Annotated in this window: 13 protein-coding genes; 7 read left to right on the forward strand and 6 right to left on the reverse strand. The window is 71.4% G+C overall.

The window, feature by feature from the left end; translation table 11 throughout:
• Positions 1 to 62: 62 nt before the first annotated feature.
• Entirely contained in the window at positions 63 to 749 is a 687-nt protein-coding gene (locus tag BS80_RS31030) for a response regulator transcription factor (protein ID WP_035804523.1), read from the reverse strand.
• Positions 746 to 2,422 (reverse strand): ATP-binding protein, encoded by a 1,677-nt coding sequence (locus BS80_RS31035; RefSeq protein WP_063772124.1) that lies wholly within the window; start codon positions 2,420 to 2,422, stop codon positions 746 to 748. Before BS80_RS31035 ends, BS80_RS31030 begins: the two co-directional genes overlap by 4 nt.
• Before the next feature lie 226 nt (positions 2,423 to 2,648).
• Between BS80_RS31035 and BS80_RS31040 the strand changes: the two genes are divergently transcribed.
• The 4 genes from BS80_RS31040 (at position 2,649) to BS80_RS31055 (ending at position 7,505) form a co-directional block, all read left to right on the forward strand.
• Positions 2,649 to 3,572 carry an ABC transporter ATP-binding protein gene (locus BS80_RS31040; protein ID WP_083975592.1) on the forward strand — a complete coding sequence of 308 codons (924 nt, stop codon included), beginning with the start codon at positions 2,649 to 2,651 and terminating at the stop codon, positions 3,570 to 3,572.
• Positions 3,569 to 4,459 (forward strand): ABC transporter permease, encoded by an 891-nt coding sequence (locus tag BS80_RS31045; protein ID WP_035804525.1) that lies wholly within the window; start codon positions 3,569 to 3,571, stop codon positions 4,457 to 4,459. Before BS80_RS31040 ends, BS80_RS31045 begins: the two co-directional genes overlap by 4 nt.
• Before the next feature lie 62 nt (positions 4,460 to 4,521).
• The gene (locus tag BS80_RS31050) at positions 4,522 to 5,610 is read left to right on the forward strand and encodes an ABC transporter substrate-binding protein (protein WP_035804531.1); all 1,089 of its coding nucleotides are present in this window, start codon (positions 4,522 to 4,524) and stop codon (positions 5,608 to 5,610) included.
• A 170-nt stretch (positions 5,611 to 5,780) separates the two neighbouring features.
• Positions 5,781 to 7,505 carry an APC family permease gene (locus tag BS80_RS31055; RefSeq protein ID WP_035804532.1) on the forward strand — a complete coding sequence of 575 codons (1,725 nt, stop codon included), beginning with the start codon at positions 5,781 to 5,783 and terminating at the stop codon, positions 7,503 to 7,505.
• Here BS80_RS31055 and BS80_RS31060 read toward each other — a convergent pair.
• From BS80_RS31060 to BS80_RS31070, 3 genes are read right to left on the reverse strand one after another with little or no spacing between them, the layout of a single operon-like run.
• A complete protein-coding gene (locus BS80_RS31060; RefSeq protein WP_035804534.1) occupies positions 7,486 to 9,204 on the reverse strand; it encodes a hypothetical protein in 1,719 nt (572 codons plus the stop codon). The genes BS80_RS31055 and BS80_RS31060 overlap by 20 nt on opposite strands.
• Positions 9,201 to 10,226, reverse strand: a complete 1,026-nt coding sequence (locus tag BS80_RS31065) for a hypothetical protein (RefSeq protein ID WP_035804536.1) — start codon at positions 10,224 to 10,226, stop codon at positions 9,201 to 9,203. The genes BS80_RS31060 and BS80_RS31065 overlap by 4 nt, the downstream gene beginning before the upstream one ends.
• Position 10,227: 1 nt before the next feature.
• On the reverse strand, positions 10,228 to 10,587 hold the full coding sequence (locus tag BS80_RS31070) for a hypothetical protein (protein ID WP_157536714.1): 360 nt from the start codon (positions 10,585 to 10,587) through the stop codon (positions 10,228 to 10,230).
• A gap of 318 nt (positions 10,588 to 10,905) precedes the next feature.
• Here BS80_RS31070 and BS80_RS31075 point away from each other — a divergent pair, with 318 nt between their 5' ends.
• On the forward strand, positions 10,906 to 11,157 hold the full coding sequence (locus BS80_RS31075) for a LapA family protein (protein ID WP_035804540.1): 252 nt from the start codon (positions 10,906 to 10,908) through the stop codon (positions 11,155 to 11,157).
• A 9-nt stretch (positions 11,158 to 11,166) separates the two neighbouring features.
• Positions 11,167 to 12,480 carry a cation:proton antiporter gene (locus BS80_RS31080; RefSeq protein WP_051967448.1) on the forward strand — a complete coding sequence of 438 codons (1,314 nt, stop codon included), beginning with the start codon at positions 11,167 to 11,169 and terminating at the stop codon, positions 12,478 to 12,480.
• A 199-nt stretch (positions 12,481 to 12,679) separates the two neighbouring features.
• Here the strand turns inward: BS80_RS31080 and BS80_RS31085 are convergent, their stop codons facing one another.
• Positions 12,680 to 14,164: a M1 family metallopeptidase gene (locus tag BS80_RS31085; protein ID WP_035804542.1), complete on the reverse strand. Its 1,485-nt coding sequence runs from the start codon at positions 14,162 to 14,164 to the stop codon at positions 12,680 to 12,682.
• Between the two features lie 175 nt (positions 14,165 to 14,339).
• On the opposite strand from BS80_RS31085, the gene BS80_RS31090 reads away from it, so the two are divergent.
• Complete coding sequence (locus BS80_RS31090; RefSeq protein ID WP_035804544.1) at positions 14,340 to 16,283, forward strand: potassium transporter Kup; 1,944 nt, start codon at positions 14,340 to 14,342, stop codon at positions 16,281 to 16,283.
• Positions 16,284 to 16,336 lie beyond the last annotated feature (53 nt).

Consider the following 16,336-nt stretch of genomic DNA (forward strand, 5'->3'; position numbering starts at 1 on the left):
CGTCCGGGCTCACGTCCGGGCCGACGTCCGGCGACCGGGGCAGCGCAAGGCGATGGCACGGCTCAGGCCAGCCGGTAGCGGTGCTCGGGGCGACCGGTGGCGCCGTAGCGCAGGTCCAGGCGGACCCGGTCCTGGCGTACCAGGTAGGAGAGGTAGCGCTGTGCGGTGGCCCGCGAGACGCCGGTCTGCTCGGCCACCTGACTGGCCGACAGGTCGCAGCGGGCCTCCTGGACGGCGCGAAGGATCAGCGTCAGGGTCAGCGCGGAGTGGCCCTTGGCCGGGACGGCGGGCAGCGGGCCGCGGCGGCCGACGCTGAAGAGGGCGTCGACCTCCTCCTGACCGGTCTCCGCCGTCGGGTCCAACGCGGCGACCCGCTCGCGCAGTTCGCGGTAGCCCGCCAGCCGCTCCTGCAGCGCGGCGAAGCCGAACGGCTTCACCAGGTAGCCGGTGGCACCCAGTTGCATCGCCGCCCGGACCGAGGCCACGTCGCGCGCCGCGGTGATCATCAGCGCGTCCGGTCTGGCCACCGCCGTCTGGGCGGCGAGCCGGCGCAGCAGGTCGAGCCCGCTGCCGTCGGGCAGGTAGACGTCGAGCAGCAGCAGATCGGGCCGCAGCGTGCCGACCGCCTCGATCGCGGCGCCGACCGTGGTGGCCTGGCCGACCACCGCGAACTCCGGCACCCGGGAGACGTAGGCCGCGTGGATCGCGCTCACCCGGAAGTCGTCGTCCACCACCAGCGTGCGGATCATCGTGCAACCTCCAGCAGCGTCGGCACACCCGCCGACGCACCCACCGACGCACCCGCCGGCAGGGGATCGTCGTCGGGTGCCGGGAGGTGCACGGTGAAGACCGCGCCCGGCCCGGTGCGCACGGTGATCGTGCCGCCGTGGCGCTGCACCAGCCGGTGGACCAGCGCCAGCCCGAGGCCGCGCCGGGCGGTCCCCCGCCCGGGCCGGGTCGACCAGCCGTCCTCGAAGATCGACTCGACGGCCTGCGGCGGGATGCCCGGTCCGGTGTCGGCGACCCGCAGGTCGATCGCGCCGGCCGTCTCGACCAGCCGCAGCCGCACCTCGGCGGGGCCGCCGCCCCCTGCGCCGGGCCCACTGCCCGCGCCACCGGCCGCCTCGATGGCGTTGTCCAGCAGGTTGCCCACGATGGTCAGCAGCCGCGGCAACTGCCCGGGCTGCTCACCGAGCCGGGAGTCCTCGCTCAGCACGATGCGCACCCCGCGCTCGGCGGCGACCGTGGTCTTGGCCACGATCAACCCGACCATCAGCGGGTTGTCGATCCGGTCGCGGACCGCCGCGGCCAGCGACGGCTCGGTCTGGCCCAGCTCGACCACGTAGTCCAACGCCGCCTGGTGCTCGCCCAGTTCGAGCAGGCCGGCCAGGGTGTGCATCCGGTTGGCGAACTCGTGCTGCTGGGCCCGCAGCGCATCGGTCAGGCCCCGGACGGCGTCGAGTTCGCGCAGCAGACCGACCAGCTCGGTGCGGTCCCGCACGGTCACCACGGCGCCCAGCCGGCGCCCGTGCAGCACCACCGGCATCCGGTTCACCGCCAGGCAGTGGCTGTCGGTCAGGACCGTCAGGTCGGTGCCGGCGAGCCGGCCGTCCAGGGCCCGGCGCAGCCGGCCGTCCGGCAGCAGCCCGTCCAGCGTGCAGCCCAACGCGGTGCCCAGGCCCAGCAGGCGGCGGGCCTCGTCGTTGACCACGCTGATCCGCCCGCGCGGGTCGAAGGCGATCACGCCCTCCTTGATGCCGTGCAGCATCGCCTCGCGGTCCTGCAGCAGGACGGCGATCTCCTCCAGCTCCAGGCCGAAGGTGCTGCGCTTGAGCCGCTGGGCGAGCACATAGGAGGCGCCCGAGCCGACCGCCAGCGCGATCGCCGCGTAGAGCCCGAAGGTGGAGAGCTCGCGGCCGAGCTGGCCGAGTACGGCGTGCTCGGGGATGCCCACGGAGACCTCGCCGATCACCGTCCCGTCCGCCCCGCGCAGCGGCGCCTTGGCGTTCGCCGACCGTCCGGTGGAACCGTTGTCGATACCGGTGTACGAGCCGCCGCCGCGCACCACGACCGGCTCGGAGACCGGCTTGCCGATCAGTGCCGGGTCCGGGTGCGAGTGCCGGATCGCGTTCAGGTCGATGACCACCACGTAGCGCGCGCCCGAGGCGCGCTGGATCCGGTCGGCCGCGCGCTGCACGATGCCGTCGTCCCTGCCCGACTCCATGGCCTGCCGGATCTCCGGGTCGACGGCGGTGGTGTTCGCGATGGCTAGCGCCCGCTGCTCGTACTCCCGGTCGAGCTCGGCCCGCTGGGCGTAGGCGAGCAGGACGAACCCGATCGCGCTCGTGATGGCCAGGATGACCAGCTGGCTGACCAGGATCCGCGCCGAGAGCTTCCGGCCCCGTCTGCCGCGTATCGCCATCCGGCGCACCTCCGTACCGTCGCTGCCCCCTGCCCGCACTGTCGTGTCCGGGCGATTGTGCCTGGTGAATCCGGTTCTGCCCACCCCCGCGGCCGTGCGCAGAACGAGCAGAACCACGCGGAACGCGGGGAAGCCGCGCAACGCTCGCAAGACTCCCGCCGCTCCGGGCGCGGTCCTACCGTCCTCGTCACCAGTCGATGCGGGGCAGAAGAAGGAGACGGATTCGATGGCGGTACGAGATGCCACCGTGACCGGGCCGGGCGCGGGTCGCCCGGGCCGCGCCGATCACGCCAACCACGCCGGCCGCGCCGGCCGCGCCGGCCGCGCCGATCACGCTGATCGCGCTGACGCCCGGATCGAGCTGTCCGGAGTGACCAAACGCTTCCTGACCCCCAGCGGCGAGGCGTTCACGGCGACCCGGGACGTCAGCTTCAGCGTCGAGCCCGGCCAGTTCTGCGCCGTGGTGGGCCCCACCGGCTGCGGCAAGTCGACCACGCTGAGCCTGGTGTCCGGCCTGGACCGGCCGAGCGAAGGCAGCGTCCGGGTCGGCGGCCGCGAGGTGGACGGCATCACCGAGGGCATCAGCTTCATGTTCCAGGCGGACGCGCTGCTGCCCTGGAAGACCGTGCTCGGCAACGTGGCGATGGGCCCGATGTTCCGCGGCGTCGGCAAGAAGCAGGCCCTCGCCTCGGCCCGGGACTGGCTGCGCCGGGTGGGCCTGACCGGCTTCGAGGACCACCATCCGCACCAGCTCTCCGGCGGCATGCGCAAGCGGGTGGCGATGGCCGCGGCCCTGATCAACGAGCCGTCGATCCTGCTGATGGACGAGCCGTTCGGCGCCCTGGACGTACAGACCAAGGCCATCATGTCGAACGAACTGCTCGGCCTGTGGGAGCAGTTGAGGCCGTCGGTCATCTTCATCACGCACGACCTGGAGGAGGCCGTCGCACTCGCCGACCGGGTCGTGGTGATGACCTCCGGGCCCGGCTCGGTCAAGGCGGTCTACGACATCGACCTGCCCCGCCCGCGCGGCTCGGTGCAGTCCATCCGCTTCGAGCCGCGCTTCCTCGAACTCCACCACCAGATCTGGGAGTCGCTGCGCGAGGAGGTCCAGCGCGCCTACGCCCGGACGACAGGAGAGACGTCGTGACCACTGACACCACCCATGCGGCCGACACGACCGGGACCGCCACAGCCGATACCCGAGCCACCGGTGCCGGGGTCCGCGCCGTGCGGCGGCGCAGGCTCCTGGTCCTGACGGCCCGCCTCGGCGTGGCCGTGGTGGTCCTCGGCGGCTGGCAGCTGGCCACCACCGTGGGCTGGCTCGACCCGTTCTTCTTCGGGCAGCCGAGTGGGATCGCCAGGCGGCTGGTCGAGTTCTTCTCGCAGGGCCAACAGGCCACCGAGTTCGGCTCGTTCTGGTTGCAGATCGAGACGACGCTCAAGGAGGCGGTGCTCGGCTTCGCCCTCGGCGCGGTGACCGGGGTGGTCTTCGGCGTCGCACTGGGCCAGAACCAGTTCCTGGCCGACGTGTTCGGGCCCTACCTGAAGATCGTCAACGCCATCCCGCGGATCGTGCTCGGCTCGATCTTCGTCGTCGCCTTCGGCATCGGCGAGACACCCAAGATCCTGCTCGCCGCCGTGCTGGTGTTCTTCGTGGTCTTCTTCAACGCCTTCCAGGGCGTGCGCGAGGTCGACCGCAACATCCTCGCCAACGCCAGGGTGCTGGGCGCCTCCCCCCTGCAGATCGTCCGCCATGTGGTGGTGCCCTCGGCGCTCACCTGGATCATCGCCAGCCTGCACACCGCCTTCGGCTTCGCGATCGTCGGCGCGCTGGTCGGCGAGGTGCTCGGCGCCCAGAACGGGCTGGGGCTGGTCATCAAGACCGCCCAGAACAGTTTCGATCCCAACGGGGTGTTCGCGGCCATGTTCGTGATCGCCGTCATCGCGCTCAGCGCCGAGTGGCTGATCACCAAGCTGGAGCACCGGCTGCTCTCCTGGCGCCCGCCGTCGCCGTCCGAGGCCGCGGCCATCTGAGCCCCACCCCGCCCCACCCGCTTCACCGTCTCCACCCCCACCCTGAAAGGAACGTGGCAGCCATGTTCAAGCGCAGCCTCACCACCACCCTGGCCGGCGCGCTCGCTCTGGGCCTCGGCTTCGGCCTGACCGCCTGCTCCGGATCGAGCGGCGGCTCCAGCGCCGGCGGCTCCCTGCCGACCGTCAGACTCATGGTCGGCGGCATCGACAAGCAGATCTACCTGCCGTACCAACTCGCCCAGCAGCTCGGCTTCTACCAGAAGTACGGCGTCAAGATGGTGCTCAGCACCGAGACCGACGGTGGCGTCGGCGCCGAGGACGCGATGGCCTCCGGCCAGGTGGACATGGCCGGTGCGTGGTACGTCCACACCATCGACTTCCAGGTGAAGGGCAAGGCGGTCGAGGACATCGTCAACCTCTCCGGCGCCCCCGGCGAACGCGAGATGTGCGCCAACGGCAGCGGCGTCCACTCGCCCGCCGACTGGTCGGGCAAGACGGTCGGCGTGACCGACCTCGGCTCGGGCACCGACACCCTCACCCAGTTCCTGGCGGGCCAGAGCAACCTGAAGACCACCCAGTACACCCGGGTCGGCGTCGGCGCCGGTGCGACCGCGGTCGCGGCCCTGCAGAACGGCAAGACCGCCTGCGTGATGACCACCCAGCCCACCGTGGTCGCCATCCAGAAGAAGAACATCGGCTACTCGGCCGTCGACTTGGCCACCACCACCGGCGCCCAGCAGGCGATGGGCGGCACCTGGCCGTCCGCGGGCGTGCTGGCCCGGGCCGACTGGGTCAAGTCCCACCAGGACGCCGCACAGAAGGTGGTCGACGCACTGGTCGCCACCATGCACTGGATCGACACCCACAGCGCCGCCGACATCGCCAACGCCCTGCCGCCGTCCTACGTCTCCAACAGCACGGTCTCCAAGGACGACTACATCGCCGCACTGACCCAGGACAAGGGCCAGTTCCTGCCCGACGGCATCATGCCGGCGAACGGCCCGAAGACCGTGCTGGCCACGGAGAAGCTGGTCGGGGTGAAGACCGATGCGGTGAAGCTCGGCCCCACCTTCACCAACACCTTCGCCATCGCCGCCAACAAGGCCGAGGGCTTCACCCCCACCACCACTCCCGCCGACAGCAACGGCTGACCCCCGCCCCGCGACGTACCGCCGAGCCGCCGAGCCGGCCGCCCCGACCACGGGCCGGCCGGCTCGGCGGCTATTCCTGACGAACCGTCATCCATGCCGTGTCGTGTTCTGTACTCTTTCGATCCTGTGCGTGGGGGGAGCTGTCAACGCGAACGCGGGGGGAGGTACGAGTGAGCGTCCAGGAGGCGCGGCGCGGCAGCAGACGGGCGGTGCGGATCGAGGACGAGGACGAGCAGCGGCGGTTATCCGTCTACCATCTCGTCGGCTTGGCGGCCGGGGGCGTTTTCGGCTCGGGCTGGCTGGTGGGCGCGCAGGAGGCGTACCAGCAGGCCGGTTCCATCGCCTGGCTGGCCTGGCTGGTCGGCGGCGGGCTGATGCTGGTGGTGGCCTGGGTGATGGTCGAACTGAGCACCGCCGCGCCCAAGACCGGCGGGCTGATCTTCCTGCCCCTGCAGAGCAGCGGCCCCCTGGTGGCGACCGTGATCGCCGCGGGGCTGTGGATCTTCTACGCGATCAACTCGGCCAGCGAGGCCCTGGCGATGACCCAGGGGCTCTCCTGGAAGTTACCCTGGCTGCTCGCCGGCCACAGCCTCACGCACATGGGCTGGGTGTACGCGCTGGCCTTCATGATGGTGATCAGCGCGGTCAACCTGATCGCGCCGCGGCTCCTCTTCCGGTTCTCCACCGGACTGACCTTCGCGAAGGTCGCCATTCCCGTCGTCGCCGTCCCGCTGCTGCTGACGAGCGTCCTGCACCACGGCATCGTTCAGTCGACCGCCGGCGGACACGGCTACGCCGCCGTGCTGGCCGCCGTGGTCGACAGCGGTGTCATCTACGCCTACGTGGGCTTCCAGGCACCACTTGAGTTCGCCGGGAACATCAAGCGGCGCGGCATCGGCGAGGCGGCCCGGCTGCGCTGGGCGGTCTTCGGGACGATAGCCGCCTCGACCGCCCTGTACATCGCGCTCCAGGTGGTCTTCAGCAAGTACCAGACACTCCGGCAACCACCGGCGCCGGGCGCGTCCCAGACCACGGGGAGGTCCGACTCGCCGTTCGTCGACTTCGCCTTCGCCGCCAACCTGAACCTCCTGGGTTGGCTGCTCAGGATCGACGCCGTGGCCTCGCCGTTCGGTGCCGGCCTCGTCTTCGGACAGTCGGTGACCCGCGAGGTCGCCGCGCTCAGCCGTGCGCACCTCACCCACCGGGGCCTCCAGAGCGCCCGGAAGGCCTCGCTGCGGCAGCGCTACGACGTCTACTGGCTGATCCTGCTGGTCGACTTCTTCATCGGGGCGGTCGTGTTGTGGCTCGCCGGCGGGAACCGGGCCCCGCTGACCGCGGTCACCGGGATCCTGACCCTGATCATCTACGCCTTCCCGGCCGTGGTCCTGGTGTCGCTGCGCAGCAAACTGGGGCTCTACTCCCCGCGACGGCGCACCGTCCACGAGGCGCTGGCACGGGTGAGTTTCACGCTGATCGCCCTGATCCTCTACGGCGCGGGCTGGGCGAGCATGTGGCGTGCCATGACGTCCCTCGCCGCGGGCAGCATCCTGCTGCTGGTGTTCCCCGTCCTCTCCCGGCGGCTCCCGCTCCTCGGACGGGTCTACGACGCCAAGGAGCACGTGACGCTCCTGCGCCACTGGCGCACCAGTGCGGCGGCCCAGGCGGCGATCTGGCTGACCGCCTACCTGGGCGTGCTGATGGTGCTGACGCTACTGGGCAACTCCTCGGTCGGGACGCACCAGGAGTTCGCGGTGGGCGTGCTGGTGGCCGGCGTGGCGCTCGGGGCCTTCGAGGCGCTGGTCAGGACGTCGCGACAGCACGTGGGGCAGGAGGCCCCCCTGCTGCCGGCGCCGACGCCCGCCCCCGCCGCGCGCACTACCGAAGCGAGCGGATGACCTCCGCCGCCTCCTCGTCGTAGCCGTGCACCCGCAGCAACTCGACCGCGTCCTCCCGGGCGTGGGTGTCGGCCCAGCGGCCCACCGTCGCGCGCAGCAGAAAGAGCCTCCTGGCGTCCGGCAGCGTGCTGTCGGGCTCGCGCAGCCGGGTGACGACGGCCGCCACGTCGTGGTGGCTGATCCGCTGCTCGTTCTCCAGGCAGCGCTCCAGCAGATCCCAGCTGTCACGCGCCGCGTCCCGGGCGTACAGGCGGACCGCGATCTCCGCGACGACCTGGGCGGACCCCTCGGGCCAGGCCAGCGGGTCGGAGGGGTCGGCCAACTCCTTGAGGGCGAGGAAGACGGCGTCCGACCGGCCGTCGGCCCGCAGCCTCGTGACGTAGTCGACGAACAGCGCGGGGTCGGCGCCGTTGCGCAGGACCTTCGCGGTGAGCTTGCGCGCGGTCGACCGCGCCACCCGGTAGCGGTCGCTCGCGCGCTCGACCCTGCCGAGCAGCTCGGCGAGTTCGTTCCCCGAGCGGCCGTCGACGTGCTCGGCCGCGGCGATCCACAGCAGTCGCCGGCACTCCGCCTCGGCGTTGAAGTTCACCAGGACCTTGTCCAGGTCGGCCACCCTGGCTCGCGGCCGGGGCCCGCTCGCTCCGTCGGCCCCGATGGCGACGATGTCGGCGAGGAGGTCCCTGGTGCTCCTGGTGAGGGCCTGCGAGCGGTGCCAGGCGATGACGATCTCGGCCAACTCGTCGTTGCTCCGCCGGGCCGCGGCGTGCCGGCGGATCTCGTCGCACTTCTCGGGCCGCGTCGTCGCCAACTGGCCGCAGATCTCGACGATGTCGTGCCGGGACAACCGGGCGCCGACGTGTTCGACGAGGGTGTCGGGTCTGCCCGTCTCACCGGCGATCAACCGGGCCACGATGCGCCTGGTCGTGATCACCTGCTCCGGGTCACCGAGCTGGGCGTCGACCCAGTTCTCCATGATCTGCTCGGCGGGGCTGAGCTGGTACAGCGCCCCGACCAGGTCGTGGAACTCCGCCGGATCGGTGTCCGCCGCCTGCGTCGAGCCGTGCCGGTCGATCGCGGACAGGGTCTGGAAGAGCAGCTTGGTGGCTTCCGCGTCGCAACCCTGGTCCCGCAGCAGGATGTAGAGCAGGACCTTGTCGAGATTGGTCCGTCCGGAGCTCGGCCGGGTGAAGACGCGCAGCGTCTTGTCCACCAGGTCCTCCGCCCGCCGGCACTCCCGGACGAAGACGGCGACGTCCGGTGCGGTCCGCTGGCAGGCGACGTCGTGGACGATGCCGTCGGTCAGCGGCGTGCCCTGCCACGTCCCGCCCTCGGCCTCCCACTGCTTGCAGGCCAGCTCCGCCGCGTGTTCGGCGCTCCGGCACAGGGCCGCGGTCGCCAGCATGTTGACGGAGTCCCAGTAGTTGAGGCGGTCCCTCGGTGGGGAGCCGGACCGGGAGGCGGGCGTCGACGCCGACGCCGCCGTGAGCAGGTCGTCGATGGAGCGGCTGACGGCGAAGACGTGCAGCAGGCGCAGCGCGGTGGCCGGCTGGGGCCCGTCATGGTCCGCGGTGCCCAGCCGGATGGCCTGCATGCGTCGCACGAAGGTCTCGATCGAGCAGGTGGTCACCCACGCGTAGCCGGGGGCCGCGGGGCGCTCGTGGCCGTCCCCGGAGCCTTCGGTCGTCCGACCGTCACTCATGTACGCAGCGCCCGCTCCACCCGGTTCCAGTAACGGGCGAAGGTCTCGGCCTCCTGGAACCTCGCGTTCGCCTTCTCGTCGAGGTGGTGCGCGAGGGACCGACTGGCGTCGTCCGACCGCTTGTTGAGGGAGCCGACGATGTCTCCGAGCATCCGCTCGTCCGCGAGCAGCTCGTCGAGGTGGTGGTCCTGGTCCAGCATCAGGTGCCTGATCCACTCCTCGGCGCTCACCGGGATCCGGCTCTGGTCCCGCAACCTGCGCTCCATCTGGTTGGTGAAGAGGGGGGTGCCGTCACGGGCGTCGTTCAGCAACATGCCCGGCGCATGGTGCGCGCAGCCCTCCATCTCCCGCCTCACCGCCTCGCGCAGCAGGCCGATGGTGAGCCTGTCCAGGTGGTTCTTGGTGCCGCCCGCCAGGACGCGGAGCAGATGTCCGCTGAAGGGCGTGCAGCGGTCCAGCGGCGCGGGCAGGGCCGAGCAGCCCTCGGCGTCGGCGGCCCTGACGTTCCGGACGGCCGTGAAGACGCAACTGCCCTCGTCCCGCCCGCCGAGCACCCCGGGGAGGACCCCCGCATCGCCCTCACCGCTCAGGACCGGCAGCATGTTCGAGTAGCAGCAGTCGGCTATCAGCACCTTCAGCCGTGCTTCGGCCTTGCGCATGGCGCGGTAGAGGTACCAGCTGGACAGCCAGGTCCACGGCTTGTCCTTGTACGAGGAACCCACCGAGAAGTGGACCTGACCACCTGGAACGTCACTCCAGTACTGGCCGTGGCCGACGTAGACCACCAACAGGATGTCCTCCGGCCCGGTCGCGTCCGCGGCCTCCTGCAGCGCCCGCATGACGCCGTCCGCGGTCCGCACCTCCTCGCCGACCAGCACCCGGTAGCTCTCGGGGCCCCACATCGGGTCGCCGGCCAGGGCCTCTCCGTACATCAGGGCACTCGGCCGGATCGTGGGATGCCCGGGAATGCCCGAGTCCTCGGCGTACTCACCTGGTCCGATCACCAACGCCCTGGACGCCATCTCAGCCGTCCACCCCCTCCGCACCCGACGCCTCGGCGGCGGTCGCCCCGGCACCGGCCGCCTCCGCATCGGGTACGGGCTCCGCGCGGACCGACGCCTCCGGCTTGTCGAGCCGCTCCTCGCGCCAGCGCTCGACGACCCGCTTCGCGCGCTCGACCGCCGCCTCGTACGCCATCTCGGCCGTCTTGCTCGCCACTGCCACCAAGAGGATCTCGACGAGGCCACCACTGAGGACCTTGCCCTCGTCAACCGGCTCCTCGTGCCATCGCAGACCCGTCTCCGCCGCCAGCTCGTCGAGCAGCCGCGACGCGTCGTCCAGCCCCAGCGACCCCTTGAGCGACACCGAAATCCTGGTCCCCACGCCCGCCCCCAGCTCGCTGCCAGCCGTCTCGCCCAGCCTACCCACCCCAACAGGGCTTCATCCACTGAATGCTGATGATACGTCAGTTGAACTGATCACCTGGCAGATCGACGGCACGGCGGTCCGGGCGCCCGCGCGGGCGAAGGGCCAGGCGGTGTGCGGCGCGCCGACGGCGTGTCAGAGCCGGACCGGCGCTCCGAGCGGATTGACTGAACCGGCGATCACCCGGGGCCGGCGAGGGCCGGACCTCCCTGGCGCGCTGGACGGGGACCGCGGCGGCCCGCGAGGTCGCCCGCGCGAGGCGGAAGGAGCACGGCGATGACAGAGCACAGCACGCAGACGCCACCGCGGGGCAAGAAGTGGTGGCGCGCCGGGTGGTTCCTACCGACCGTGCTGGCGGTGCTCTCCGTGATCTTCATCGTGGAGAACAGGGCGAGCACGGAGATCCGGCTGATCATCCCGACGGTCACGATGCCGCTGTGGGCGGCCCTGCTGGGCATCTGGGTCGTCGGCGCGCTCACCGGTCTGTTCATCGCACGGCGACGGGCGAACCGGCGGACCGGTCAGTAGGGCGCTCCGATGAACCCGTGGGCGATGTCGGCGGCGGGCGTGCTGGTCGTGGCCTATGCGGCGCTCTCCCGGCGGCTGGCCACGACGGTGGTCTCCGGGCCGTTGGTGTTCGTCGCGGCCGGCCTGGCGCTCGGGCCCCTCGGCCTGGACCTGGTCTCCCAGGACACCGATCTGGAGCGGGTCCGGGCGCTGCTGGAGGGCGCCTTGGCCCTGGTGCTGTTCACCGACGCGGCGGCGATCCGGGGCCGGGAGCTGCGTCGCGAGGGCTTCCTGCCACTGCGGCTGCTGACGGTCGGGCTGCCGTTGACCATGGCGCTGGGGTGGCTGCTCGCCTGGCCCCTGCTGCCGGGCCTGGGCGGGTGGGAGCTGGCGCTGTTGGGCGTCATCCTGGCGCCGACGGACGCCGCGCTGGGCCAGCAGGCCGTCGCCGACCGGCGGGTGCCGGCGCTGGTGCGCCATGGCCTGGGCGTGGAGTCGGGGCTGAACGACGGTCTGGCGCTGCCGTTCTTCCTGTTGGCGCTGGCGGCCGCGGGTGGCGGGCACGGTGGCCAGCCGGGAGTCGGCGAGACCTTCCTGCGGGCCTTGCTGCTCAGTGGCGCCATCGGGGCGGTCGTGGGCGGGCTCGGTGCGAGGGTGCTGCGGTGGTCGCTCGCACGCGGCTGGATCACGCCGGGCTGGCGTCAGCTGCTGGCCGTCGCGCTGCCCGCGATCGCCTACGCGCTGGCCGTCGAGGCGCAGGGCAGCGGCTTCATCGCGGTGTGGGTGGCGGGCCTGGCGTTCGGGAACGGCCTGCGGGCCCGGGCCGGCGACGAGCCGTCGGGGTCCGCTGAGGAACGGACCGGCCAGAGCGTCGAGCTGACGGAGCGTCTGGGCCTGCTGCTGGCCCTGCTGAGCTTCCTGTTCTTCGGCGCGGTGATCCTGGGACCCACGCTGGAGCACCTCACCTGGCGGACGCTGCTCTATGCGGTGCTCAGCCTCACGGTCGTACGGATGGCTCCGGTGGCCCTCGCGCTGACCGGGACCGGACTGCGTCCGGCGACCGTCGGCTATCTCGGCTGGTTCGGGCCGCGCGGGCTCGCCTCGCTGGTGTTCGGCCTGCTCGCCCTGGAGGACCACCTGCCCGGGGTGGGCGTGTTGAGCGCAGTCGTGGCCCTGACCGTGGGCCTGAGCGTCTGCCTGCACGGCGCCTCCGCCGCCTGGCTGGGATCGCGCTACGGCGACTGGTACGCGCGGACGGTGCGCTCGTCCCCGGGCCTGACGGAGAGCAGCCACGTGCCCGAGGCGGCCGTGGCAACGCCCCGGGGCGGGCGGGACTCCGCGTAGGCGTGTCAGACACGGCCCGACCCGGCCGCCCCGGCCGACCCGGCCTTCCGGGTCCTGGTGGCCGACTGCGCCACGCGCCTGGAGTCCCTCATCGACGCCGAGGTCGGCGCCGACGACCGCGCCTGGGTCACCGAACGACCCCACCTGCTCGGCCGGCCCACCTGGCGCGGCGACACCGCCCGGCTCGCAGCCGCCCCGGTCAGTGCTGCTGGGCGGCCTTGATCTGCTGCCAGGAGCGGGGTTCGGCCGTCGGCGTGCTGGGGGCGGCGAGGTGGGGCCTGGCGGTGGCGGGGAGGGCGGTCGGCTTGGACGGGGTGTAGAGCCAGGTCTGGAAGAGGCCGTCGAGGTTCTTGCCGGAGAGGCGTTCGGCGAGTGCCTGGAACTGGGCGATGGTGCCGTTGCCGTAGCGGTGCTCGGTGGGCCACGCCTTGAGCAGCTTGAAGAAGGCGTCGTCGCCGATGGTGGTGCGCAGCACCTGGATGGCGAGGGCGCCCCGGTCGTAGACCGCGTCGGCGAACTGGTTGTCCGCGCCGGGGTCGCCGGGCTTCACGGTCCAGAAGGCGTCGTCCGCCGGGTGCGAGGTGTAGACGTAGTCGGCGAGTTGCTGGGTGGTGCCCTCGTCCTCGTGCTCCGACCAGAGCCACTGCGCGTAGGTGGCGAAGCCCTCGTTGAGCCAGATGTCGCTCCAGCGCTCCAGCGAGACGCTGTCGCCGTACCACTGGTGTGCCAGCTCGTGGACGACGACCGAGGTGTTGGCGCCGCCCGCGAACTGCGCCGGGCTGTAGAAGACCCGGGTCTGGGTCTCCAGGGCGTAGTGGGTGGGGACGGCGGGGACGTAGCCGCCGGCCGAACTGAACGGGTACGGGCCGAAGTACCCGCTCAGCCAGTCGACCAGTTCGCCGGTGCGCTCGACGCTGGCGCGGGCGGCGTCGGCGTTGTCGCCGAGGTTCTGGCTGTAGGCGTTGACGACGGGGACGCCGGCGGGGCTGGTGCCGGTGGTGAGGTCGAACCTGCCGATCGCCAGGGTCGTGAGGTAGGTCGCCTGCGGCTTGTTCTCGCGCCAGTCGTAGCGGGTCCAGCCCAGCTGGGAGCGCTGCGAGGTGAGCACGCCGTTGCTGATCGCCTGGGTGCCGTCGGGGACGAGGACCGAGACGTCGAAGGTGGCCTTGTCCGACGGGTGGTCGTTACTGGGGAACCACCACCAGGCGGCCTCCGGCTCGTCGGCGATCACCGCGCCGTCGGACGTGCGCTGCCAGGCCGTGAAGCCGTAGCGGGAGACCGTGGAGGGCAGACCGGCGTACCGGACCACGATGGTGGTCTGACTGCCCTTGGCGAGCGGGGTGGCGGGCGTGATCTCCAGCTCCTGGACCCCGGTCTCGGCGAACTTCGCCGGGTGGCCGTCGACCAGCACCTGGCTGACGTCGAGCGCGAAGTCCAGGTCGAAGCGGGAGAGGTCCTGGGTGGCGGTGGCTAGGAGCGTCGCGGTGCCCTCCAGCCGGTCGGTGGCGGGCTGGTACTTCAGCCGCAGGTCGTAGTGCGAGACCCGGTAGCCGCCGTTCCCGTAGGTCGGGTAGTAGGGGTCGCCGGCACCCGGCGCACCCGGGGTCGGGGTCACCGCCGAGGCCGGGACGGCCAGGAGCAGGGTGGCCGCGGCCACGGCCGGGACGAGCAGCTTCTTGCGCACGGGAATCCTCCGGATCGGTCGTTGGTGACGCCGTCTCGGATTCATGTCCCGCCGGCAGGCCGGGTACGCGCGATTTATGAGGTGTTCATGCCCAGAAACGTCCCGAGGGCGACCGGGTGAGGGGGGCCGGGGGGTGCCGGGCGGCCGGAGGCCATGCGTATGATCTTCGTCCATCATGAGTATAGAAGCCGCTAAGAGCGCGCCCGAAAGCCACAGACCCAGCCACCGACCGGGCCTGGCAGCCCTGACACTCGGCGCGCTGGGCGTCGTCTTCGGCGACATCGGGACGAGTCCCCTGTACGCGATCCAGACCGTCTTCACCGCCGACGGGCACGCGGTCGGGACGAGCCCGGACGAGGTCTACGGGGTCATCTCCCTGGTGTTCTGGGCGATCACCCTGATCGTCTCGGTCAAGTACGTGACGTTCATCCTGCGCGCCGACAACGGCGGCGAGGGCGGCATCATGGCACTGACCGCCCTCGTGCAGAAGCTGTCCTTCAAGTCCGCGCGCACCAAGGTGATCCTGGTGGCGCTCGGGATCTTCGGGGCGTCGCTCTTCTACGGCGACGGGATGATCACCCCGGCGATCTCGGTGCTGTCGGCCGTCGAGGGTCTGAAGGTCGCGGCTCCGGGTCTGAGCTCCCTCGTGGTCCCGGCGACGATCGCGGTGCTGGTGCTGCTCTTCGCGATCCAGCGCTACGGCACCACGCTGGTGGGCAATCTGTTCGGCCCGGTCATGGCGGTGTGGTTCCTGATCCTGGCCACCGCCGGCGGGTTCGAGGTCGCGAACCACCCCGCGATCTTCCAGGCCCTGTCACCCCTGTACGGCCTGCGCTTCATCGTGGACCACGGGATGATCGCCTTCGTGGCACTGGCGTCCGTCGTCCTGGCCGTGACCGGTGCGGAGGCGCTCTACGCGGACATGGGCCACTTCGGCAGGTCGCCGATCCACCGGGCCTGGTTCTTCATGGTCTTCCCGGCGCTGACGCTCAACTACCTGGGCCAGGGCTCGCTCATCCTGCGCTCGCCGTCGGCGGTGGCGAACCCGTTCTTCCTGATGCTGCCCGGCTGGGCGCAGATCCCGATGGTGGTGCTGGCGACCATCGCCACCGTCATCGCCTCGCAGGCGGTCATCTCCGGCGCGTTCAGCGTCACCCGCCAGGCGGTGCAGCTCGGGTTCCTGCCCCACCTGACGATTCGCCACACCTCGGAGCACGAGGTCGGCCAGGTGTACGCACCGGTGATCAACTGGGGTCTGTTCGGTGCGGTCGTCGCGCTGGTGGTGGGCTTCGGCTCCTCCGCCGCACTCGCCTCGGCGTACGGCGTCGCGGTCACCGCGACCTTCGTGCTCAACACCGTGCTCTTCCTGGCCGTGGCACGCAACCTGATGCGCAAGCCGATCTGGCTGGTCGCGCTCGGGGCCGTGGTGTTCCTGACGACCGAGATCGCGTTCTTCGCGGCGAACCTGACCAAGGTCGTCCACGGCGGCTGGCTGCCGCTGCTGGTCGCGTTCACGATCTTCACGATCCTGATCACCTGGCAGCGCGGCCGACAGATCGTCACCCCGAACCGGACCGCGCTGGAAGGCCCGCTGCGCGCGTTCGTCGACGAGGTCGACGCGATGGACCCGCCGGTGCACCGGGTCGACGGCACCGCGGTCTTTCTCAACGCCAACATCGAGACCACTCCGCTCGCGCTGCGGGCCAACGTCGAGCACAACCACACACTGCACAAGAACGTGGTCATCCTGTCGGTCGTCGTGGAACGGGTGCCCACCGTCCCCGAGTCCGAGCGGTGCGCCTTCGACGACCTCGGCCACAGCGACGACGGCATCACGCACCTCACCGCGCGGTTCGGCTTCCAGGACGAGCCCAACATCCCGCAGGTGCTGCGGCTCGCCGCACAGCATCCCGACGCGGGCGAGATCCACGGGCTGCGGGTGGACGAGGTGTCCTACTTCCTGTCCCGGATGACCATCATCAGGACCGACACCCCGGGCATGCGCAGGTGGCGCAAGAAGCTCTTCCTCGCGATCTCCAACAACGCGAGCAGCCCGGTCGTGTACTTCGGGCTCCCCAGCGACCGGTGCGTCATCATGGGCGCCCAGGTCTCGGTGTGACGCGGTAAGTAGGGCCGGGTGGTGGGGCGCGGTCGGCGGTCCGTCCCGAAGTG

The organism is Kitasatospora mediocidica KCTC 9733 (assembly GCF_000744225.1).
GTDB lineage: Bacteria > Actinomycetota > Actinomycetes > Streptomycetales > Streptomycetaceae > Kitasatospora > Kitasatospora mediocidica.